Origin of the sequence: Dyadobacter pollutisoli, from assembly GCF_026625565.1 — a bacterium.
Lineage (GTDB): Bacteria > Bacteroidota > Bacteroidia > Cytophagales > Spirosomataceae > Dyadobacter > Dyadobacter pollutisoli.
Genome location: NZ_CP112998.1, coordinates 4,141,226 through 4,163,552 on the forward strand (window position 1 = coordinate 4,141,226; position 22,327 = coordinate 4,163,552).

Here is a 22,327-nt window from a genome sequence, read left to right on the forward strand (position 1 = left end):
CGTGCCGGGAGCGGAATGAGGTGCTTATAACAGGATTTGAATCCGTTACTTTATTTTTTTGAATTTAAGGATATTCCCGCTGAACAAATCGTCGCCTTCATTGGAAATATACAAATTACCTGCCTTGTCGAAAGCAATTCCTTCGGGCTGCATGAACATGTTGCCATTCAACGGAAAAGCGTCCTTCACTTTCCATTGGCTGTCGGTAACGACCAGCAGCTTATTCACCGCTGAGATAATGTACCAGTCATTGGTTAGTGGATTTTTCGCCAATCCCGACGGCCTGAAACCTCTCGAAACCTTACCCGTAATAGCCTTGATCTGATCTACATTGATGGAGAATGTGCGCGGTGCGGAGGTAGAGTCCGGCCCAGGTTTGAAGATGTAGCCCGTCACGCTGTTCTTGGAATTATCCTCAGTACAATTTTTACAAATGACATACAGATCCCCGCTGGCAGCATCGGCATACATTCCTTCGTATTCGCCTTTCGGCAACCTTCCTTTCAGTTCTTTCACCTGCTCAGGCTCCTCAAACACGACCTCGGCCATAGGTAATGCGTAAATCGTACCGTTGCTTTTCAGAATATAGGCCTGGCCGTTCATGATGGCAACATCCTCGTAGTCCCCTTTTTTGCCAAATTTGGCGTGCAGCTGCTTGGGAATGTCCCAGGCGAGCCTGAAAATCTTTCCCTCTTCGTCCTGCACTGCATAGATTGTATCGGCCTTTCCGTCAACAAAAGTGATACCCGAAATCTCGAACAGACTTTCGGGCATATTGAATTTTTCGGGCTTGCTCAGGTCGTAATCTTTGTAAATCACCTCTTCTTTTTGTGTCGAGTTACATCCGCCGAGCCAAGTGCTGAGCATAATTAAAAGTGCGAGTGAATTCAATAGCAAATGTCTTTTTTTCATTTAAAAGGTCGGTTTAAAATCCTGTACCGTCTCCGACAAAAACTGATAAATCGCTTCCTGCGACCGGATGCTTGTCGTCGTTTTGGGTAGCGAAACATGATGCAATTCACTGTCAATCAAGACAGCCTGCGCGGTATCTGCCCATTGAATGGATAGGATTTCTATCAATTGTTTTTTTAATTTCTCATGGTAGATTGGAAAGCAAACCTCAATCCGGCGATAAATGTTCCGGTTCATCCAGTCAGCCGAACCCATAAACACCTCGTGGTCGCCTTTATTCATAAACACAAAAACGCGCCCGTGTTCCAGATAACGGTCTACAATACGTTTGACGACAATGTTTTCGCTCTGTCCCACAACTCCCGGCACAAGCCGGCAAATGCTCCGTACGATCAGGTTGATCTTCACACCAGCGTTGGATGCTTCGTATAACTTGTTGATCAGCACCTCTTCTTCCAGGTTGTTCAGCTTAATGGTCAGCCCGCTGGGTAACCCGCTTTTCGCGTGCTCAATTTCCCGGTCGAGCAGTTCCAGAAATTTCGTTTGAAGGTTAAACTGCGCCACCAGTAAATGCTGGAATGTAATGGTGTCCGTTTTTTCTGCCTTTTTCTTCTTTCTCAAAAATCCGAAAAGCTGCTCCGCTTCCCGTAACATCGGCTGATGCGCCGTTAGCAAAATATGGTCGGTATAGAAACGTGCCGTGCCTTCATTGAGGTTACCGGTTGCCAGCAAACCCAGATAAGGGTGAGTCGCGTGCTGCCTTTTGACCAAAGCCAGCTTGGCGTGTACTTTCAATGTGTTGATACTGTGAATGATCTTCACGCCAGCCGCCTTCATTTTTTTGGCCCAGCGAATGTTATTGGCTTCATCGAACCTGGCCTTTAACTCTACCAGTACCGTCACCTTTTTACCATTTCTGGCTGCGCTGATGAGCGCGTGGGCGATTTTGGAATCGTGGGCAACGCGGTACATGGTCGTGTATATCTCTTCCACGGCCGGATGAATCGCCGCTTCATTGAAAAACCGCAAAATCGTATCATACGACTGGTAAGGCGCATGTACCATCAAATCTCTTTCGACCAAAGCTTCGAACAATGTCGTATTCAGGTCCACGCCCTCGATGCCCTGCACCGGCGGCCAGGCGGGATAGGAAATAGCCGGTGAATTGACAGGTAACGAAGCAAGGTCTTTGAGGTTATGGTAACGTCCTCCTTCTACGACAGACGCTCTTTTCAGATCAAATACATTGATGATCTGCTGCAAATGGCGAACAGGAAGGCCCGGTTCGTACAGTAGCCGTGTAGCCAGGCCGTAGTCGCGGTTGCTCAGCTGCTTTTCAAATTTCTCGGTCACATCCTCGCCGTCTTCATCCAGTAAGTCCAGCTCGGCGTCCCGGGTTATTTTAATATTATAAGATTGAATGTCGATCGCACCCGGAAACAGGTTTTTGAGATTGTACCGGATAATGTCTTCCAGGAAAACAATGAAATTTTCAATACCCTCATTGACTTTCAGAAACCTGTCGAGATTGGCGGTGGGGATGTTGACCAAAGCTACCTGCTCTTCGTCCGGTGGAAATTTCATGATCACAACCAGGTAGAGCATGTTGTTTTCGGGAAAAAACTTTGTTTCCCTGCTCAGAAACGCTGGTTGAAGGAATCCCGCTACCTGTGAGAAGAAGTACGGGACGGTACGCTCAGCAACGGATTGCGGGACTGGCTCTTTGTAACAAAACCTGAACCCAAGCTTACCCAGTTCAGGAATCACTGTTTCCCCCAGTATCTTGCCGAACTGGTCCTGTTGTCTGTTGATAACCGCCTGCGCTTTTTCATAAACGCTTATGTCGCCGTCGCGCAGCTGGCTTTTTTGCAGGTAGGGCATCCGTACCCTATAAAATTCATCCAGATTGGAAGAGTAAATGGAAAGAAACCGGATCCGCTCCATCAACGGAACGGCGGCATTCCCTGCTTCCATCAGTACCCGTTCGTTAAAGGAAAGCCAGCTGATATCACGATTGAAATAACGAAACGCTTCCATAGCCGGCGATTAATGTTCAAAAAGTACGGAAGCAATTACAAATGCAATCACGGACACAACTATCCCAAACATGAAAACATTATAGGCCACCCGAAGCAACCGGTATTTACGACCTAGCACAACGCCCTGAGAATAAACATCTTTGGTAAGGCTCCCGTATAAAAACTCCCGGTCATTCATCATGCGCTGCATTCCGACGGAGTAGTCATGGAATGACATTCTGTAAAAATTTCCGAAGAATAGCAGGTTGACATTCTTCGTCTCAATGTCCTCCTGCGTGAATGTTCCATGCGGGATGGTAGGCCTGGTCGACAAAATGGAAAATACCATGGTGATCATACAGATCGTCAGCAACAACATCGTGGGAATGATCAGGTAAGTGTTGTCTTCCAGCTTCCTGACAAGCACGCTGAGCAAAACCGAAATGATAATGGAAGTGGTCGTAATCATGATATGTGCCTTGTTATCAGCCATATCACTGAGCCGCTGATGGTTATTGGAACTGATCCTGAACATGGTTTCAATCCCCTTGTCAGGCCGGTCTGCTTTGCTCTTTTTACCTTCGGCCATTTCAGGAAATGACACCCCTTCCTCCTTGATCGGCAATGTAATGGTCTCTGCTTCCATTTCCTTTTCCTTCTCGACAACATCTTCCTGCTCTTTCTCCCTCAACTTGTCAAGATTTTTCTTTTTCTGCTTATCCAGCAGGTCGCGGCAATAGTCCGTTTGAAAAGTATGCGTTTCAAGCAATTTAATGGTGCTCTTCCGCCAGTCGGATTTATCAATTTTTTTACCGGCCCGCTGCTCTGCTTCCTTCCGCACCAGCTTGTTCCAGTCGGCAAAGTCAGCAGTTCCCAGATGGAACAGGTCCGCGTCGCAAACGATCTGCTGTAAGAAATTATCCGGGTTTTGCGGCCATACCGTCGCCATAATACAGCCTTTTACTTCCTCAATGACGGTATCATCTATCTCCTCTGATTTCAAAAACTCCTCAGCCATTTCAGCGCCTCTCTTTTCGTGCCCCACCGCCTCGCCTGTGCTGTAACCGGTATCATGAAACCATGCCGACGTCACCACGATAAAAGTCTCCCTGTCCTCCAAACGGTAATGATTGGCTATTTTGACAGCATTGGATACCACGGCCTCGGTATGAAGGAGATTGTGGTAGCTCAGCTGCGCCAATGATTTGGTTCCGAAAAAGTGATGGACATGATGCTTTACCTTGTCGAGCCGATGGTTATAGTTCATAGAATGGTCAATTATTATATTTGAATCGCTTCTTTACGCTGCTACTAATTCCATTCCGAATCCAGGTTCACACTTATTCTCAATGCTTTCAAACCGCTCACACCCTGCAATTCTTCGAGATCCAGGAATTCAAGATCATCCTTTAAAGTATTTTTTTCCTGCAAATACCTCACATAACCTACATATTCTTCGGCAGATTTACTATTGAAATATACCAATGCAATTTTACCCGGCTGGGTCAGGCGTTCACCCGTACCTTTAATGTGTACCTTGTCGATCCTCTTTTTGATCACCTGGTAGCGAATATTGTAAGCTCCTTCCACATCAAACCGCCGCTCGTCGTCCCTGAAACTAATGTCGATACTACTCGAATGAATAAATATCAGCTGCGTCGTTTCCAATGGTTTACCCATTTGCGGAATAAGTGAATGGGTGATCCTGGCGATTGCTGCCATGGAGGTGAGCTGCCACAGCCGGATATTTTTCAGATAAAGCTCGCTGAATTTTTTCTCCGGTTCAATAGACTGGCCAATGTAAATGTCATATTCAATGCCGTCCGTCCTGAATTTTTCAAAATAACACGGGTACGATTGCTGAATTTCCTTCCTGAACAGATCCAGATAGAGATTTACAGAAGAATTGATCTTCTGCATGGACGCTTCCAGGGCACGTCTGTTGGCAAAAGCAGCACCCCTGTGTTCGTCGATAACCTCGAAGTATTTGTTAATATTTTCGATCAGCAATTTTTCGGCAGGATCGGGAGTACCATGTCCAAAAACGGCCTGTTGCAAGCTGTCTTCCTTGAAATGCTGCAAAAATGGATGCGCTTCATTTTCCAGGAAATCCCTTACTTTCATTTCATCATTGTCGGTAGAATCGTCGCTGATCTGGCTGATCCATTTTTTGCATTTATAGATCATTTCGTCGGCCAGCCCGAAGCCCAATTTTTGTTTCAGAAAAGTAAAGGTTTCTATCAATAAGTTAAATTGTAATTGAAGATCGTCTCTTAAAGCGCTATTTCGCTCAATGGTCGAATTACGAATGTCTATGGCGCCATAGAGTGGAAACACATCTCTGAAATGGATATTTTCAATGGCCGCGGATTGCGGGTCCAGCGATTTGTCCCTCAGGTAATGCCATGCCGTTTCCCGGAACCGCCATTGTACGGCGGGTTGCAGGGAAGTAAATTTATCCCTGATCACATTGTCAATTTCCATGTTGAACTCGTCGATGTAGTTCTTCATGATCTGGGCGATCAGTGGCAACGCTACATCCAGCTTGGCTAGTACGCGTTCATCAATGGCTTTTTGCTCCTTGGAATACACTTCCAGCACCCCTACCACTTTATTGTCGTAGTATACCGGCAGCAACGCGTAAGATTCCACGCCGTCATTTTTGAGTATCCTGATGAAATCCTGCTTATGCTCATCCTCCGCCCCCAGGTTGCGCATTAGTAATGGTTTTGGTGCCTGAAAATAATGATTAGCCATATTCAGGTAAGTTTCCTCCGCCATATCATTCTCGGTAGCAGCCGACATCAGTTTGCTAAAAAGCATACTGCTACGGTCGAATACAAGCTTATTATTAACCCGCAACACGGCCATCAACCCGAAATCAATACGCGCGTTTTCCACAACCATTTTCAGCGCGCCGGCCACGAAATTGAAATACGTTTTAGAATCATATGAAGCGCGGTCCAGGATCGTGTTCTTGATGTTTTCGACAGCGTGCTCGGCTGTTACATCCGTCAGGGTTATTATGGAAAATCCTTCAAACCTGAACAGCGAATGGGGAAGCAACGTCGTGAATGTGTTTACATCAAAAGACTCCTGCAGATCAGCACGAATAGAATCCAGGTCCAGTTCGGGTAGGCTGCCTTTGGCGTACACATCACAGAAACGATTGTCAATGTTGAGGCGGTAGTATTTCTGCAGACCTGAAACATCATCCTTTAAGGTGATGATCATGTCGTTGTGATAAAAAGGCGGAAAATGATAGAGCCGTTCCAGGATAAAGGAATACAGCATTTTCGTTTTCTGCTTGAAATTTGCGGCCTGGTCCTCGATCAGGTCGCATCTGAGGTCGCCCGTGCAGTCGTCGGTAACCAGGCTATAAAATCCGGAAGTACCGTAAAATACAATGGGGCTCAGCGGGGCACTCATAGCCCAGAAAACATCCTTTTCGTCAGCAATTGGCGGCATAAGCATGCCATAGATCAAACTTAGCTCTTCTTTGTACAGACTGACTTCGGAGAGTTCAATCTCCGATTCGAATGCCGGGTTGGCCTTCAGTCTTTCAAGAACCAGTGAGAAAAATGTTTTTTTTACCGTCTCTTCCTGATTTATTTTATTTTCCAGAAAATCAATAAATTTTCCGAAAGAAATTGAAGAGTCAATTTTCTGGAGACCGTATGGTGTGTTTTGTGTTACATCAATAGTGATCGGTTCCATTTAAGATAAATATAGGCCAATAAGCTACCAGATTGACCGGTAGGCTACCGGCAATTAAAATTGGGTGTTTTTTGTCAAACTCCCAACGTTAGATATTGAAATTGAATACTTTTAAACCGATTCGACTTTCTCCTGGGTGACCGACGGTTTAATGATCATCCGGAGCGACTGATCTTTCGTGAAATACGCGATCATCCAGTTGTAGAGCGTTTTCATTCTGTTACGATGGTTGATCAGCGAAATAAGGTGTATGAACAACCACGCAAGCCATGCAATAATTCCTTTGAAATGCAGCTTGGGCGAAGGCAGATCGACCACGGCTTTGGCCCGTCCGATGATCGCCATCGAACCTTTGTCATGATAGCCAAAAGGCTTCAACGGCAGGTGCTCTGAAATGAGTTCAAAGTTCCTGGCCAGGTTTTTACCCTGCTGGATCGCTACCTGTGCTACCTGCGGGTGACCGTTCGGGAAGTTGGGGTCGGTTGTTTGCAGGCTGGCATCGCCAATGGCGTAAATGTTGTATGCGCCCGTCACTTTGTTATAAGCGTCCACGATCAGCCTTCTACCACGCCCGTACGCTTCCGCCGGGATTCCCTCAAATATCTTGCCTGTTACCCCGGCAGCCCATATCAATGTTTTACTTTCAATGGTCTCCCCTTCCGAGAAGAACACTTTATCATCCACAAAATCAACCACGTGCGTGTTGAGCTTTATCTTGACACCCAGTTTGCGAAGAGCTTCATACGTATCTTTCTGCGATTTCACACTCATTGGCGAAAGCAGGGCATCACCGCCGTCGACCAGGTAAATTTCACTTCCCTTGCCAGCAAGTTCGGGATACTCTTTCCTTAAAATACCATTGCGCATTTCTGCAAACATGCCGGATATCTCAACCCCGGTGGGCCCGCCGCCCGCTATGACCACAGTCAGCAGTTTTTTCACTTCTGCCGGGTCTTCTGTCAGCGTTGCCTTTTCCATCTGCATCAGCATCTTATTCCTCATTCCAATCGCATCTTCCAGGGTTTTCATGGGTGTGGCGTTCCTTTTCACATTCTCCATCCCAAAGAAGTTAGTCTCCGCTCCTGTTGCGAAAACCAGAAAATCGTAATCCACTTCACCGTTGTCGAGTACAATCTTGTTCTCGCCGGGGATCACCCGCACCAGCTCTCCCAAACGGAAATGAAGGTTTTCTTTTCCTGAAAAAAGCTTGCGGAACGGATAGCTGATACTGGACGGTTCGAGGAAAGCGGTGGCTACCTGATAAATCAGCGGCGGGAAAAAATTATAGTTATTCTTATCCACCAGCGTTACCTCAAACTTGCTGCTTTTGGCAAGATCAAGCGCCAGGTTTACGCCTGCGAATCCTCCTCCAACGATTACGATTTTCATAATTTTAGTAAATTAATATAGGGGGTTATCTTTTTTAATCAAGAAGAGGGAGGGAAAAAGTACTAAGCCATGCTGTCAGTCATCTTTCCTGACTTTTTGAGATACTTGATATATCCGTATAACACCAATAGAAAAACCACGATCGCGCCAAACAGCGTATTTCTGAACTCGGCGTCCGGTACGATCTGCGGATACCTGAACAACAGGAGCGCAAAAATACCGATCAGCCACACCAGCAACGTATTATATTCTTTAAGCAACCAGCGTTTGTAGTTGAACCGCATACCCCTGAATGTTTCCGAGAGACCATTGAAATTGATCAGCCAGCGATTCACCCGCTTCGTGTAGTTATCGAAATCAGCACCGAACTTGTTACGAAGGAAATTTTCCTCTGCCCGAACGATTGCCTGATAGATAAAAAGGAACAGCGGCATTACAATTACTACATAAAACAACGAGTTGGACAAAATCCCTACACCAAGCAACATCAGTATATTCCCCACATAAAGCGGGTTACGGCAATGCCTGAATATGCCCTCTGTCACCAGCTTGTCGGCGTACACTTTCCTGTCCCTGCCACCGCGGATGATGTAAGCGAGCCCGATCGTGATACCGCGGATGAGCTCTCCGGCAAAGGTGACCAGCAGGCCAAGAATGACCGGGAACAGGTAATATTTTTCTCCAAATTTCTCCGGGCTGAAAAGCATTGGAGAAGGCACAAAAAGTAAGAGGTACAGCATGATGAACAAACCGTTCCTGTATGTAAAAAAGAAATTACCGATCGTGATCATAGTTTTTTATAAGCTATCATTCCTGAAAAATTGTACCATTTGAAAAAGACTTCGCAGTCCGCGAAACCTGCTTCCTTCAACAGGAGCGTATTTTCAGATAACTTATATGGGATTAAAACGTTTTCAAGCGCCTCCCGCTTCTGCGAGATCTCCATTTCACTGTAATGGTTGCGGCGTTTGTAATTGTAATAGTATTTGATAAAATCACGGTTGAAGACGCTGCTTTCTGCCAGCACCTTCTCCACCAGCAGCAGCACGCCGCCGGGGTTCAGACCATTGTAAATATTACGAAGCAACCTCTCCCGGTACAGCGGCCGTACAAATTGAAGTGTCAGGCACAAGATCACCACGGACGCATTTTGGATCGGAAGCTCCTGATGCAGATCACCCGCTATCAGATCGTATGGACGGGCAAAACCGGCCTCTTTTAACTTCAAGTCGCATTTGTCCAGCATTTCCCGTGATTCGTCAATGCCAACGAACCGTATATCAGAGGACATCAGCTTGTCTACCTCGATGAGGGTCGTACCCGTAGAACAACCCAGATCATAAACAAAGCTTCCTTCTTTAACGTGATCAGCCGCTATCTCGGCCAGCATTCGCTGAGTTTCGCCATAGAACGGCACTGATCTGCTTACCATGTCATCAAAAACATTTACCACTGTCGTCCCGAACTTGAAATCGGAAACTTTCATGATTTCATCCTTAAAAACCTGGTCCTGATTGGCATTTCCAACATTCTTCATAAGGTAATAGGTTAGATTGAGTGAGATTTGTCCGAGCGTTTTTCATTTGAGTCAAAGACCCTGTCCCAAATATCTGAACTAACTCCGTAACCTTTACTAGCATCCGAATAATGATGTTGCATATGATGCTTCTTTAGTTTTTTCCAAAACGGGGATTTGAAATTGGCATGATGGAGCGCGTAATGGCTCATATCATAAAAAAGATAGCCAGTCATAAATCCCGAAAAGAATGCAGCAACATGATATTCTCCCATGAATAGTGTAAACAGAAAATAGAAACCGGTCGCCAGCGGAATACTTACCGACGGCGGCATTACCAGCCTCTTGGCATCATTAGGATAATCATGATGCACCCCGTGGAAAATAAAATGAATACGTTCCATCATCTTTCCCTGCGGATTAAAATGAAAAACAAATCGGTGCATGAAATACTCTGTAAAGGTCCAGACAAACAGTCCGCCCAAAACAGTGAGAATAAAATCATACCAGGCGAGGCCCCCGGCGGCCAGTGATTTCCATGAAAAATAAATGATTACCGGAACGAAAATGAAGAGTGGAACACTAAAATGGACTTTGGAAAGCGATTCAAGAAAATTACTCTTAAACATTCTTGAAGATTCCGTTTCGTTGGAGACATAATTTTTAGCCATGTCACGACGGTTTAATACGTTGAATAATGGTTTTACCGGTGGCTGTTTCGGTACCCTTCAGTTCTATGTATAGCACATTGGGCGACCAGAATGTCCCACCGTCGATCCGGATAAAAACCCGGGTAAGGATACATTCCTTTTTATCGATGCTGGCATAAACGTGATATTCATTCTTGCTGTCCCTGCGCAGATACAGGGGCATCTTGGAGTAAGCGACGGACCTGAGCTCATAACTTGCATTACCGGTTGCTTTGGAATTGATCCCATAAGCAAATTTCCGCTGCAGATAGTTGAGCTCCTTCCGGCCTCCTCCTTCCGGATAACGAATCCAGAACATATTAACAGGATTCTTCTCACTTAACCGGCCCTGCTGATCCAGATTAAGCTGATAACAAATTGTATTCGTATTCGGGTCACGCTGAATATAAAAAAGCAATCCGGGGACATTCTTCGGTACCGGGAATTCGTCTGGCTCTGCTACCGTCCCGCTCGACTTTTTGTCCGAAGAATAGCTACCTGAATACGAAACAAGCAATAGGCAAAGTGCCATTAACATGCTGACTGCGTATTTCATAACTGTTGTAAGCTTCTATAAATAAATTGCCTGGGCAATCACTTCTCTGTCACATTCACCATACCTGAGCACCTCCTCCACCATTTCGGCATCGCCTGAAAATGGCCCCGAAGACTGGATCTTCAATGTGGCCATGGCCGCACCAAACTCACCGGCTTCCTGTACTCCTGCTCCTGCTACTTTTTTACTCAGGTACCCCGCCATATAGGTATCGCCACAACCCGTTGCATCTACCACAGCCGATGGCCTGTAAGCTGGTATCTGGAAAAAATGGTTGTCTTTGAAGATCAATGAACCTTTGCTGCCCAACGTAATAATGACTTCTTTCACGCCCAGGCCGGCCAGGTACTGTGCGCCTTCGCGTACATCGCTGGTGCCTGTTACCACTTCCATTTCAAATTCATTGGCTTTGAGAATGGAAACATGCGCCAATGCTTCTTTCTTATCAGCCCAGTCTTTGTACAACACCTTTTTGTCCTTCACATACCTCAGGTATCCCTGAATATCCAGTGAAACGATTCCTTTGGAAGCGAGTGATTTCACTAGATCGACCGTGATATCGTCGGAAAGCAATGGTCCCAGGTGAAAAATTTTGGCGTCGATCGCAGGCATCTGCGCTACCGTGAATGGTGCAGCCTTATGCAGCACATTCTGCTCGCGATGGTCCTGATTGGCACTGTAAATATTTTCGAAGTAAACGGTATAAGGGCTGTTCTGAGAAAAAACCTCTATTTTTTCATCCCGCAAACCGGCCACAATGTGGCTTTCCTCCTCAGCCAATGCGGTAACCAGCATATATTTTAAATCAAACTGCCGGAGTGCCTTGGAAAAATAAAACGAGGTACCGCCGGGCATGTATTTGACAGATTGGGCCGTAACTACCTTATCCAGTGTAATATGCCCTATGGTACAAATGTCGTACATGGTAATTTTTTAATTTAATTTCGTCACTGTGCTTCTTGCCATGACAAAAGTTGACAACTAATCCAGACTTCTTATTGCTTCCGGTGTCTGGTCAAAATCGGTGATCTCAACGTCTGCAACCGAAATTTTCTGCTCGTGGTCAGCGGCATCCTCCCAGCCTTTCACATTGAGCCATAATGCCTTGCAGCCCAATTCTTTTGCAGGAATGATGTCCTTGGAATATGAATCCCCGATCACCACGCATTCGTCAGGAAGAAAGCCGAGCGAATCAATTCCCAGCTGGTAAATTTGCGGATCGGGCTTCCGGACGCCGACCACAGCAGATTCGACCACAGCCTGAAAGTAATGGGCAATGCCAAAATCCTTCAAAACGTTCTGAATGTTTCCATAAAAATTGGAAACCATCACGAGAGGGTAGTTTTGCGAAAGTTTTGCTAAAACCGGCGCAGCTTTTTCAACAGTAGTGCGTGCAAAAAGGTTACATTCAGTCGCAATTGCTTCAATCGCCTCGTCATTTACCTGGTGTCCGTTTTCCTTCAAAAAAGCAAACTGCTGCTCTACTTTCAGGAACAAAACATCATAGAAAACATGATGTGGCTCAATGATCGGTTTGATGGCTAATGCCCGCTCTCCGAATTTATATGCATTTGCGAATGCATCCCTGTCCACATTTACCTGATTATTCTGGTAGCTTTCCCACAAAACATTGGCCCAATGCAGGCCGTTGGTATCTATCGTACCACCGTAATCAAGTAAAATTCCTTTAATCATTTGTACTTCGGCTGTCGGCTGTCGGCCGTCAGACATTTATCGAGTTTCTAAAAAAATCCTAATTCATATATTACTGATCTGACAGCCGACCGCCGAAGCCTACTGCAAAACCACTTCTTCCTCCACTTTCACCTTCTTGCTCATCAACGCCAGACCAATGATGATCCACACTATCTCCCTTATCCTGAGCACTACTCCTATGAAAATTCCCTGGGCAGCCGGTAATCCTACACTTCTCAAAGCCAGCGCAAGTCCTCCCTCGCGGGTACCCAGCTGCATTGGAAAAAAGAAGATCAGGTTGGCAAATAATGACGAACCTGAACTAACGATCAGCGATTGCGACAAGCTCATTTCCATCCCGATAGCGTGTGCTGTAAAGTAAATTTCCAAACAGCCAATTACCCGTGCTACAAATTCGTAGAACAGGGAAGCGTAAAAAACATTTCTGCGCTCGGCGTACAGTACCCGTATCTGCTCGTCTACCTCGTATAGGTTTTCAGCATTCTTCAATGCAAATTCCCGTGCTCTGGTTTTGATAAAAGGTACTTTTTCAAGCAAACGGAAGGTACTTACCGTAAAACCCTTTTTATACACATTAATAAACCAGTACCCAAGCACCAGGCCCGTGATCAGCAGTACTCCGCAACCAGCCAGCATTACATTGCTCAGCGGAACCACCGCTACGATCAGTAAAATAGATGCCAGCCAGAACAATACATGCGAAAACATGTGCATTAAACTGTAAAGCAGCACCGACGACGTTGCTTTTTGTATCCCTAGCGCAGGTTTCAGTTCCAGTATCCGGTAAGGTTCCCCGCCCAGCGCCACAAACGGCGTAATGTAATTGATCGCATAACCCGAAATGGTAAGCCTCAACACCGCCCAGAACGACAGGTTGCTTTCGGGTAACCCGGGCTCGCGAATGATAGCGCGGAAAGCAAATGCATTCAGTATATAAATTAAAAGCCAGCTGCCAATCACCGGAACAAACCAAATACCAGTCCTTCGAACGTTATCCCAAATCACGATCAGCCCCGTGCCATAAATCATATAGCCCAGTGAAATGATGCCAATCGCCATGAAAAGGGCTTTATACGCTTTGGTACCCATTCGTTTTCTCAGTTGAAATCTGCTGATAAAAATAACGGCTCACTTTTTCCTGGTTCACGATCATATACACGAGGATCGGGTTGAGGACGAACATATCAAAGAAAAAATAGATCCACGACTGGTCCAGAAACAGCCACAGGAACAGAAAAAGCACCCGCGTATTGAACTGTACAATGTTGGTATACTTCATCAGCGGCTTGTTTTGAGCCCGGAAATCCGTTACCAATGTCTGCGGTAATCCATTCTTATATTTTCCCCTCACCAAGGCCAGCAACTTTTGCAGATTGGGTGAAAAGCTCTCCTGTAACTTGGTATAGTTCAGATAAGTACGGGCAATGAATTTCATTCCGAAATCCTTCGACCAGCTCAGGCTGTCATACTCTTTTTGCAGCTCCGCGCTATTGTCAAGTTCGCTGCCTGATGTTCCTTTAATAAAGAACAAATGCACATTGCGGTAATAATCTGCCATAGCCGATTGTACCACGTGCGATGCGCCGGCCAGCACACCCGGTACCCATATCCATGCACTCCATCCTTCGTTCTGACTTCTCAAACAGATCGCAATGTGGATCGCGATGAACCAGAAATCCCCGGCCGCTCCGTCCAGTATCCTGCCCAGCCTGCTTTTATCATTCGTCATCCTGGCCAGCTGCCCGTCGGCGCTATCCAGCGAATTGGCAAAAACCAGCAAAAGCATCCCGATCACATTGATCCACAACTCCTGGTAATAGAACAAAATACCCGCCCCTACGCCAAAAAATATGCTGATAATGGTTACCGGGTTAGGCCGCAAACCGATTTTAGCGCAAAACAAGGCAATCTGATAGCCAATCGGGCGATAAAACCAAATGTCGATCTGCTCTTCCGTATCATTGGATTTGAGCGAATTTTCGAATGCGGAAACCTCTTTTTCAGCTTCCTTTTTTACTGTATTTCCAGTGCTGGTTGTGTCCATTAATTGGGGTTTGTAAATTTCTGATATAGCATGCTTGCAATGTGGCCGGCTGCCTGATCCCGGCAAGGCGCGAAACTCGGCCAGTCGTTCAGGTCGATGATACGGAATTGGCCGTCTTTGCCAACAATCGCATCCCCACCGTAAATTTCAATTCCTACCACACCTGCCGCTTCTGTCGCCACATCTTTCAATTTCAACGCGTCAAACGGGTAATAAACCGAGTCACCATTGATGTCCTGGTACTCCGAATACTTGTGATGGTTGTTATCATAGGGATAAAACCAAAAGAAAAACTCAGTACCACGCACCCCGTAAAACTTCACGAGGTCCCCGATCAGGTGTTTGGAAATCACCGCGTCAGGAATGTCACGTAATGCGTATTCTCTCAATATCTCCTTTGCTTCCGCCTTGGAAACCGCGAAGGAAACGTCTTCTTTATGGATCGCATGAAAATCTCCCCGCTTGATCCAGTAACCTTTCCCTGTTATTTTATCAAAAACTTCGTCATCCTGATAGCTGGTCGGTACAATGTAACTTTCCGCTACCGGGATATTATTCAGGTTCAATGCATTGGTAAGGTTCGTCCTGAAACAGTTTTCAATGCCAAATGCGGAGTTCAAAACCTGTGTCCCATTCTTTTCCAAAACCTGCAACTTGCTCACTACTTCCTTTTGACGGGCCATGGTGAACACTTTTTTCGGCGCTACATGCTCCATCGCCAAAAATTCATCCTCGCAGCAAATGATGACCTTACATCCTAGTTTTTCAAGCTCTTTTGCTGTCAGAGAAAAAATCGCATCATCATTACCAATGTGGTTAGGCGAAAACTTTTTATTACGGTGAACGCCCAGTATTTCTAATTCATTCATGTACGCTGACGACCGGCAATACGCTCCGGTCTTTAATAATAATTAGTGTCAATTAGTTGGTTATCATTTCCAAAGCCGCATTCTCAGGTCTCAAAAACAGTTCGGCAGTGCGGATATCGCTCACATGGTCCACATCCACAATTTTAGAAAATGGATATGCCCGGAGCTTTACGCCATTTACCAATAACTGGCGCTGGAAATTCCGCATTCTGCTCAATCCGTCCTCTACGGCCCGGTTTACATTCTCAATGGCTTTTTTCCGCAAACAGTAAATTCCGCCCGAAACGAACGGAGTATGCGTGCTGTTGTCGTCGGTAAAAGCCGTGATCAGGTTGTCTTCATCCACGGTCACGAACAATGGGCTTTCGTCATCAATGAATGACGTAACGGCCATTTGGCCTTCCATTTGCTGGTTTTGTTCAAACTTGGTAATGAACGCGCTGAATTCTTCCTCTTTGAAAACGGTATCCGTGGTAGTCAGGCAAACTGAATCCAGGTCAGGATCTGTCTTCAAAAGTTCGTAAACACTATGCAATGAACTCGGCGTGGATTTTTTGATAATGTCAATCGGCATGGTCTGGCTAAGCTCGGACAAATGTCCTTCCAAACTGGCTGAATCTTCATTGATGATGATCTTGATCCTTTCTGCATTATTGCGCATAAAAATCCCGATCAGCCTGTCTATCAGCATTTCTCCGTAAAGGCTTACCATTGGCTTGGGAAGTTTGAAACCTTCCTTTGCCAATCTGGAACCCTCTCCTGCCGCTATGATTGCATAATTCATATATAATTGGTGTTTTTAACTTCTGTCTTAAAAATCAAGCCTGAACCTCGCCCGGATCCCCCATTCCGAAACATTCGGGTTGTCCAGGTATGTAAAACGTTTGACCAGGTCCACACGGAGCAGCTTGAAAATGTTCGCTATCCCCACGCTACCTTCAATGTATGGCTCCCTCGACAAGGTATAACTGATCGGCTTGCCCTCAGCATCCACAGGAAAGCGGAAAAGTGACGGGTTTAATGCCGGGTTGTTCTCATCCCGCAAGCCACCTACTAGTCCTTTGAAACTGAAAACCTCGCGCAGTTTCAGTTTTTTCAATAATGGTATCTTGTTGAACAAGAAGCCATTCATATAATATTGCACGTCCAGACTGGCGTAGTGATCACTCGCAAATTCCAGGAAGTTCATGAGGTTATACGAATTCAGCTGGTACGCATAGGTCTGGTTGGCGCGGTGGATCGTTAGCAACGGGAACAATATGTTTTTACCAAAAATATAACCGCCCTCCGTCGTCACGTCGACAAAGCCAAACTGTGACAGGTACACGCGTTTCGAGATGTTCAACGCTACATTGTGGTACCGGTTCTGTCCTTCAAAAACCCCTTTCAAGCCTGCATTATAACGTAATGTAAAGATCGGGTACTTGTTGATAATAGGTGTCCTATACAATTTCCCCTGGTAATATTGCTCGTGAGGTGCATAACGCAGCTCGAAATTTGCTTCCGTGTTGCTCAGGCCACCCACATTTTGCAGGGCACTGTCGCTGTCAAAGTTTTCGTACCGTAACACACCTGCCGGGGTTTGTCTCCATTGGGTAAAACCAATTTTATACGAAAGCCGGTTTTCAAATTCACGAACGTATTCCAGTTTATAAATATCATTGTACAGCCAGCGGTTGTTATCACCTCGTTTGAAAGACAGCAAGAAGTTGTCCTCCTGAACAAACTGCAATTCCTGGCCCGGGATCTTGGTATCGCGCTGAAAACTCGCCCGGATATAATTCAGTGGAAAATGGTAAACGGATTTGTTGTTGAATGAATAGGTACCACTCAAAAAGTACTTCCATTTCCGATCCTTGAAGCCATAAGCCGCATAGGTCTCGAAATACACCCGTTTGCTTAAATCCGTCGTGGTCCTTCCTCCAAAACGAAGCCTGAAACCTTCAACCGGGTTGAAGCTGTAAAACGTATTCACCGGCCCGATTTCCACTATTCCAAAGGATTTGTAACCCGACAAGAACAGTGTCGCAATGTCCATTGTACGACGGAACGACGGGATCGTTTGCAGCGTATCCACGTTTTTGTAGATATCCAGCTCCATTCTTTCCAACGGAATGTGTCTTACACCCTTCCAGTAAGATTCTCCCGTTTTGATCTCAGGATTGAATACAATTTCTTCGCGCGGACCACTGTAAACGCTGTCCGGCCGGCTTTGATTGATCAGGTAGTTTTTAAAATTCACTACCCTCTGGCCATAAAAACCTGCATTTTTCTCGCCCAGCGCAAACTCCATTCCCAATGTAGTCTTGATCGGGTGATAGCGTCCGTCGGGGCCTTTTTCATATTCCAGGCGCGCTTCGAGGTCGCGCATGAAATTGAGGTTAATGTCTTTGTTAACTGTCAGATACGCATTTTGAACACCGTAGTTACCGTCCAGGGTAATGAACAGCTTACCTTCGAAAAGCATGTCCGTTTTGTTCCGGGGTACAAATCCGAGTTCTACCAGCCACGGGGTGTTGGTTTTGATCGTATCCCTGATAAAATATTTATAGAAAGTCGGAGCAGTGTTGGCGATCGGGCTCAGCAACAGGTTGGTCGCGATCGAAACGTCGTTTTCGTACAGGTTAATGTCTTCATACAATCTGTTGAAATAGGCGCTCAGACCATCATTGTCAACGAATTTGGCATCAAATTCAGCGCGTCTGTTGGCAAGTACCCATTGTTTTTTGGTATAAGGACTTTTGCGGAAATAAACCTGCGAAAGCTTTTCCTGAATGTAAGCAGGTAAAATATTCTTGCCGCCCATGGCAGTGGAATCCTGGTCTTTGAACAAAAACTGGTAATTCCTGAATATCCTTCTGTCTTTGAAATTGTCGGAAAGGTTACTCAATGCAAACGAAATCTTCTCGTACTGCTCATACTCCACGAATTCATTGCTGGCCATTTTGTTCTGGTCCTTATGCGCAATTACTTCACGGATCAGCTGCACCGCAGGATTATCCTTGTTGCGGTAGCGGCCTCTGCCTTTAATGGTAACCTCTTTCAGCATTGAGGCGTCAACCGACATTTTAATGTTGATGACCTGGCTTTTGCCTGCTTCAATCGGCTTTTCCACACTGAGGTAGCCCACGTAGGTGAACTTGATAGTGCTGTGATTTTCACGTAACGTCATGGCATAACGTCCTTCCGAGTCGGAAGCGGTCCCCATGGTCGTTCCGGGTATCAGAATGGATACGAAAGGCAGCGTCTCACCGGTTTTCGCATCCGTAATAGTTCCTTTGATAGTTGTGGTCTGCGCCATGGCAACCCCGGAACCGATCTGTGACACACAGAGGATCAGGAAGAATTTTAACCATACCGACTTAATTATTGTTTTCATTTTTTGACATCATAACGTGTTTCCTGCTGCCCCTTTAGTTGGTATCATCATTTACGCCGGAACCCCGGTTTATGATCAAAAAGGTCACATTTAATATTAAAGCCATTTATTCTCTTTGTACCAGATCAGGGTTTCCGTAAGCCCTTGTCGCAGATCATATTGCGGCCGGTATTGCAGGTTGTTCCTCGCAGCGTCAATGCTGCAGATCCAGTTGGAAGCTGTTAGTTCTTTCAGCTTCTCTTTGTTTAGTACCGGTGTTGTTGATGAAAATCCATAAACAAAATCCAGAAATACCGCTATCAGTTTTACCAATACCATTGGCAGGTGAGCGCGAAAAACATGCCTTCCGCTGATTTCACTGAAACGGTCGGCCAGCGCATAACGGTCGTAAGCATTTCCGTCGGAGATGTTGTACACCGTCACTTCTTTTTGACTTTCGGTCAATGCAGCCATGGTAGCGGCTACAAGGTCTTTTACATATACAAAACTCAATCGTTGTGGCCCCTTTCCAATGTAGGCGTCCAGCCCTTTGCTCAGTGTTTTGAAAAGCACAAACAAATCCTTTTCGCCGGGACCATACACCGCCGTAGGGCGTATAATGCTCAGCGGCAATCCACTAACGGTTTCCAGATATTGCTCTGCCAACAACTTGCTTCTTCCGTAGTCCGTCACCGGAATGGGTAAGGTACTCTCCGTGATCGGCTGCTCCTCGGCATAAGCCAGGGGACCAATGGCCGCCAAACTGCTCAGGAGCACAAACCGCCTTAGTGGAATATCAGACGACATGGCTGCCTGCGCCAGATTGAGCGAGTATTCGGCATTGACGAGGTTATATGCTGCAGCATTTTTTGCCTTCGTCACACCTGCTGCGTGGATGATGTAGGTATAGCCCCCTTTTTCCAGCAACGATCTTAAAGCTTCTTTTGAACTGAAATCTGTATTCACAAAAACCAGGGCTTCCGGTTCAGCGCTTTTTTGAAGCTCTTTCAGGAAGGTCAGGTCGCTGGAAGGCCTCACCGCTGCATGTACTTCCATACCTGCTTTGAGCGCGGCCGCTACCAGATGATAACCTATGAACCCACTGGCCCCTGTTATGAATACACGCTCTTTCATATTGGTTTTTCAAACAATCTGTACCGTTTGTACAGCTTACCATTGATCTGTTCAATGGCATGGTTCATCAGGTAATTCTCTTCGAGCATCCATGAACATTCTCCTCCGGTGATCTTGGTACCATATGTGTTTTTGATGATGTGGCCGTACAAACAGGCCTCAATGCCCATTTTGCGGTATCCTTCAATTACACCCAATGTCAGTACACGGATACGGGTAATGTCTTTTTTGCCAAAAAGCAGTTTAAAAATCCCGGTCGGTAACAAACGTCCCCGCTTGATCTTGATCAGGATCTGATTGATATCGGGTATCCCCAACACAAACCCTACCAGCTGTCCGTCCTTTTCGGCAACCAGACAGAAGTTCGGGTCCAGGATCATTTTCAGGTCTTTCGCCAGGTAATCAAACTCCTTTTCTGTCATCGGAACAAAACCGAGGTTTTTATCCCAGGCCTTGTTATATACTTCTCTGATCTTGATCACCTCATTTTTAAAATCTTTGAGATTGATCTTCCGGATAACAATGCCGCTACGTTCCAACCTTCCTTCCAGCGCCTCGATCAATCTGACCGACTTATCATTGGCTGTATTGACATTGATCTCATAAGCCAGCAGGTCCGTCTTCTTGACAAGGCCCGTATTTTCGAGCAACTGCTGATAATAAGGTGCATTGTAACCCATCATCGCCATGGCAGGCCTGTCAAAACCTTCGATCAGCAAACCGCAGGTGTCATTGGTTGACAAATTCACGGGGCCCATTAAGGCGCCCGCGCCGTGTTGCTTTACCCACGAAACAGCCGCTCCTATCAGCAGATTAACCGTTTCCTGATCGTTAATAGTGTCAAAAAAGCCAAAAAAACCGTCATTGCTACCAGTAAAAGCATTGTGGTTCCGATTAAAAATGGCTGCTACCCTCCCTACAATCTTATCCCCGTCATATGCCAAAAAAGTCTGAACCTCCGAATGTTCATAAAATGGATGTTTGCTTGGTGAAAGCATATCCTGCTGCGCTATGAACAATTCCGGAACATAATTTTTATCGTTCTGATAAAGATCATGTGGAAAATCGATGAATAATTTCAGTTCCTTGGCAGAGTTTACGGGGACAATTCGCTTCATAGTTTTTCAGTAACAGCTTCTGGACAGATTTGACGATATATTTTAGCCATTTTGTCAACGGCTTCCTCGATCTGACCGAATGTATGCGTTGCCATTAATGAAAAACGGATCAGGGAATGCTCGGGACGAACGGCCGGTGAAACTACCGGGTTAACAAATACGCCGTCTTCCTGTAACAGCTTGGTCATCAGGAAAGTCTTTTCATTGTCACGGATGTAAACCGGCAAAATCGGACTTTCTGTTTTACCCAAATCGAAACCATTTACGAGCAGCAACTCCTTTGCATATCTTGTATTTGCCCAAAGGCGTTCAATATGATGAGGTTCTGATTCAATGATATCCAATGCAGCCAATGTACTACCTACTGCTGCCGGCGTCATGCTCGCACTGAACATCAGTGAGCGTGCGCGATGTTTCAGATAATCGATCGTTTCAGCGTCACCGGCGATAAATCCGCCCAGCGAGGCCAGCGATTTGCTGAATGTTCCCATGATCAGGTCCGTAGATTCGGTCAAACCGAAATAAGAAGCTGTCCCTGCGCCATTCTTTCCGATCACGCCAAGACTATGAGCGTCGTCGACCAGTACAGAAGCGTCAAATTCTTCTGCAATTGCATTCAGTTCAGGAAGTTTGACAATGTCTCCTTCCATACTGAAAATCCCATCGGTAGCGATCAGCTTCACAGATTCTTCCGGCAAAAGGCTCAGTTTCTTTCTGAGATCCTTCATGTCGTTGTGCGCATATTTGATCACTTTCGAAAAAGAAAGACGGCTACCGTCAATGATAGACGCGTGGTCGCTTTCATCCAGGATCAGGTAATCATTACGGCCCGTCAGGCTGGACAATGCACCCAGATTGGCCTGATAGCCGGTACTGAAAAGGACAGAAGCCTCTTTTCCTGTGTAGGTCGCTAGTCTTCTTTCCAGTTCTTCGTGTATATCTAATGTACCGTTCAGAAAACGTGAACCTGCGCATCCGCTGCCATATTTTTGAATGGCGCGTTGTGATGCTTCAATGATATAAGGATGGGAAGTTAATCCCAGGTATGAATTTGAACCAAACATCAGGACGGGCTTGCCGTTGATGATTACTTCTGTGTCCTGTCCGGACTCTATTGGCCGGAAGTAAGGATAAAGACCTTTTTCTCTTATAATTGCCGCGTCTTTGAACTCGGCGATGCGCTTATTTAATTTTTTACCCATAATAATTAGTGTCAGGATCAAGAGCTCTTTTAGTGGGGTGCCTACCAGGCCTCAGGCAAGGTGCCTGATTAAGAGTGATCAGCAGGATC

The 22,327-nt window shown here is 45.9% G+C and carries 19 protein-coding genes; all 19 read right to left on the reverse strand.

Annotated features, from left to right (window positions below):
* Positions 1 to 45: 45 nt before the first annotated feature.
* Entirely contained in the window at positions 46 to 912 is an 867-nt protein-coding gene (locus ON006_RS16930; RefSeq protein ID WP_244820554.1) for an SdiA-regulated domain-containing protein, read from the reverse strand.
* Positions 913 to 2,949 carry a polyphosphate kinase 1 gene (gene ppk1, locus ON006_RS16935; protein ID WP_244820555.1) on the reverse strand — a complete coding sequence of 679 codons (2,037 nt, stop codon included), beginning with the start codon at positions 2,947 to 2,949 and terminating at the stop codon, positions 913 to 915. It abuts the gene before it with no gap.
* 9 nt (positions 2,950 to 2,958) lie between these two features.
* The gene (locus ON006_RS16940; RefSeq protein WP_244820556.1) at positions 2,959 to 4,197 is read right to left on the reverse strand and encodes a Pycsar system effector family protein; all 1,239 of its coding nucleotides are present in this window, start codon (positions 4,195 to 4,197) and stop codon (positions 2,959 to 2,961) included.
* A gap of 44 nt (positions 4,198 to 4,241) precedes the next feature.
* Positions 4,242 to 6,647 carry a GAF domain-containing protein gene (locus tag ON006_RS16945; protein ID WP_244820557.1) on the reverse strand — a complete coding sequence of 802 codons (2,406 nt, stop codon included), beginning with the start codon at positions 6,645 to 6,647 and terminating at the stop codon, positions 4,242 to 4,244.
* A 111-nt stretch (positions 6,648 to 6,758) separates the two neighbouring features.
* Positions 6,759 to 8,036, reverse strand: coding sequence for an NAD(P)/FAD-dependent oxidoreductase (locus ON006_RS16950; protein ID WP_244820558.1), 1,278 nt, complete (start codon positions 8,034 to 8,036; stop codon positions 6,759 to 6,761).
* Between the two features lie 62 nt (positions 8,037 to 8,098).
* A complete protein-coding gene (locus tag ON006_RS16955; protein WP_244820559.1) occupies positions 8,099 to 8,827 on the reverse strand; it encodes a methyltransferase family protein in 729 nt (242 codons plus the stop codon).
* The gene (cmoA, locus tag ON006_RS16960; protein ID WP_244820560.1) at positions 8,824 to 9,573 is read right to left on the reverse strand and encodes a carboxy-S-adenosyl-L-methionine synthase CmoA; all 750 of its coding nucleotides are present in this window, start codon (positions 9,571 to 9,573) and stop codon (positions 8,824 to 8,826) included. Before cmoA ends, ON006_RS16955 begins: the two co-directional genes overlap by 4 nt.
* Positions 9,574 to 9,584: 11 nt before the next feature.
* Entirely contained in the window at positions 9,585 to 10,223 is a 639-nt protein-coding gene (locus ON006_RS16965; protein WP_244820561.1) for a sterol desaturase family protein, read from the reverse strand.
* 1 nt (position 10,224) lies between these two features.
* Positions 10,225 to 10,797: a DUF4833 domain-containing protein gene (locus ON006_RS16970; RefSeq protein ID WP_244820562.1), complete on the reverse strand. Its 573-nt coding sequence runs from the start codon at positions 10,795 to 10,797 to the stop codon at positions 10,225 to 10,227.
* A gap of 15 nt (positions 10,798 to 10,812) precedes the next feature.
* Positions 10,813 to 11,721, reverse strand: coding sequence for a PfkB family carbohydrate kinase (locus ON006_RS16975; protein ID WP_244820563.1), 909 nt, complete (start codon positions 11,719 to 11,721; stop codon positions 10,813 to 10,815).
* A gap of 57 nt (positions 11,722 to 11,778) precedes the next feature.
* The gene (locus tag ON006_RS16980; RefSeq protein WP_244820564.1) at positions 11,779 to 12,528 is read right to left on the reverse strand and encodes an HAD family hydrolase; all 750 of its coding nucleotides are present in this window, start codon (positions 12,526 to 12,528) and stop codon (positions 11,779 to 11,781) included.
* Between the two features lie 63 nt (positions 12,529 to 12,591).
* Positions 12,592 to 13,602: a lysylphosphatidylglycerol synthase transmembrane domain-containing protein gene (locus ON006_RS16985; protein ID WP_244820565.1), complete on the reverse strand. Its 1,011-nt coding sequence runs from the start codon at positions 13,600 to 13,602 to the stop codon at positions 12,592 to 12,594.
* Positions 13,583 to 14,557, reverse strand: a complete 975-nt coding sequence (locus ON006_RS16990) for a CDP-alcohol phosphatidyltransferase family protein (protein ID WP_244820566.1) — start codon at positions 14,555 to 14,557, stop codon at positions 13,583 to 13,585. The genes ON006_RS16985 and ON006_RS16990 overlap by 20 nt, the downstream gene beginning before the upstream one ends.
* Complete coding sequence (locus ON006_RS16995; protein WP_244820567.1) at positions 14,557 to 15,426, reverse strand: hypothetical protein; 870 nt, start codon at positions 15,424 to 15,426, stop codon at positions 14,557 to 14,559. Before ON006_RS16995 ends, ON006_RS16990 begins: the two co-directional genes overlap by 1 nt.
* A gap of 52 nt (positions 15,427 to 15,478) precedes the next feature.
* Positions 15,479 to 16,210, reverse strand: coding sequence for a nucleotidyltransferase family protein (locus ON006_RS17000; protein ID WP_244820568.1), 732 nt, complete (start codon positions 16,208 to 16,210; stop codon positions 15,479 to 15,481).
* A gap of 27 nt (positions 16,211 to 16,237) precedes the next feature.
* Positions 16,238 to 18,805 carry a DUF5686 and carboxypeptidase-like regulatory domain-containing protein gene (locus tag ON006_RS17005; RefSeq protein ID WP_244820569.1) on the reverse strand — a complete coding sequence of 856 codons (2,568 nt, stop codon included), beginning with the start codon at positions 18,803 to 18,805 and terminating at the stop codon, positions 16,238 to 16,240.
* A 96-nt stretch (positions 18,806 to 18,901) separates the two neighbouring features.
* Positions 18,902 to 19,918: an NAD-dependent epimerase/dehydratase family protein gene (locus tag ON006_RS17010; protein WP_244820570.1), complete on the reverse strand. Its 1,017-nt coding sequence runs from the start codon at positions 19,916 to 19,918 to the stop codon at positions 18,902 to 18,904.
* The gene (locus ON006_RS17015; protein ID WP_244820571.1) at positions 19,915 to 21,036 is read right to left on the reverse strand and encodes a GNAT family N-acetyltransferase; all 1,122 of its coding nucleotides are present in this window, start codon (positions 21,034 to 21,036) and stop codon (positions 19,915 to 19,917) included. The genes ON006_RS17010 and ON006_RS17015 overlap by 4 nt, the downstream gene beginning before the upstream one ends.
* Positions 21,033 to 22,238, reverse strand: coding sequence for a serine palmitoyltransferase (spt, locus tag ON006_RS17020; protein WP_244820572.1), 1,206 nt, complete (start codon positions 22,236 to 22,238; stop codon positions 21,033 to 21,035). The genes ON006_RS17015 and spt overlap by 4 nt, the downstream gene beginning before the upstream one ends.
* Between the last annotated feature and the right edge of the window lie 89 nt (positions 22,239 to 22,327).

Bases quoted from the DNA above. Each gene is read 5' to 3' on its own strand.
- ON006_RS16930 (WP_244820554.1), bottom strand. From the start codon at position 912: ATGAAAAAAAGACATTTGCTATTGAATTCACTCGCACTTTTAATTATG.
- ppk1 (WP_244820555.1), bottom strand. From the start codon at position 2,949: ATGGAAGCGTTTCGTTATTTCAATCGTGATATCAGCTGGCTTTCCTTT.
- ON006_RS16940 (WP_244820556.1), bottom strand. From the start codon at position 4,197: ATGAACTATAACCATCGGCTCGACAAGGTAAAGCATCATGTCCATCAC.
- ON006_RS16945 (WP_244820557.1), bottom strand. From the start codon at position 6,647: ATGGAACCGATCACTATTGATGTAACACAAAACACACCATACGGTCTC.
- ON006_RS16950 (WP_244820558.1), bottom strand. From the start codon at position 8,036: ATGAAAATCGTAATCGTTGGAGGAGGATTCGCAGGCGTAAACCTGGCG.
- ON006_RS16955 (WP_244820559.1), bottom strand. From the start codon at position 8,827: ATGATCACGATCGGTAATTTCTTTTTTACATACAGGAACGGTTTGTTC.
- cmoA (WP_244820560.1), bottom strand. From the start codon at position 9,573: ATGAAGAATGTTGGAAATGCCAATCAGGACCAGGTTTTTAAGGATGAA.
- ON006_RS16965 (WP_244820561.1), bottom strand. From the start codon at position 10,223: ATGGCTAAAAATTATGTCTCCAACGAAACGGAATCTTCAAGAATGTTT.
- ON006_RS16970 (WP_244820562.1), bottom strand. From the start codon at position 10,797: ATGAAATACGCAGTCAGCATGTTAATGGCACTTTGCCTATTGCTTGTT.
- ON006_RS16975 (WP_244820563.1), bottom strand. From the start codon at position 11,721: ATGTACGACATTTGTACCATAGGGCATATTACACTGGATAAGGTAGTT.
- ON006_RS16980 (WP_244820564.1), bottom strand. From the start codon at position 12,528: ATGTCTGACGGCCGACAGCCGACAGCCGAAGTACAAATGATTAAAGGA.
- ON006_RS16985 (WP_244820565.1), bottom strand. From the start codon at position 13,602: ATGGGTACCAAAGCGTATAAAGCCCTTTTCATGGCGATTGGCATCATT.
- ON006_RS16990 (WP_244820566.1), bottom strand. From the start codon at position 14,557: ATGGACACAACCAGCACTGGAAATACAGTAAAAAAGGAAGCTGAAAAA.
- ON006_RS16995 (WP_244820567.1), bottom strand. From the start codon at position 15,426: ATGAATGAATTAGAAATACTGGGCGTTCACCGTAATAAAAAGTTTTCG.
- ON006_RS17000 (WP_244820568.1), bottom strand. From the start codon at position 16,210: ATGAATTATGCAATCATAGCGGCAGGAGAGGGTTCCAGATTGGCAAAG.
- ON006_RS17005 (WP_244820569.1), bottom strand. From the start codon at position 18,805: ATGAAAACAATAATTAAGTCGGTATGGTTAAAATTCTTCCTGATCCTC.
- ON006_RS17010 (WP_244820570.1), bottom strand. From the start codon at position 19,918: ATGAAAGAGCGTGTATTCATAACAGGGGCCAGTGGGTTCATAGGTTAT.
- ON006_RS17015 (WP_244820571.1), bottom strand. From the start codon at position 21,036: ATGAAGCGAATTGTCCCCGTAAACTCTGCCAAGGAACTGAAATTATTC.
- spt (WP_244820572.1), bottom strand. From the start codon at position 22,238: ATGGGTAAAAAATTAAATAAGCGCATCGCCGAGTTCAAAGACGCGGCA.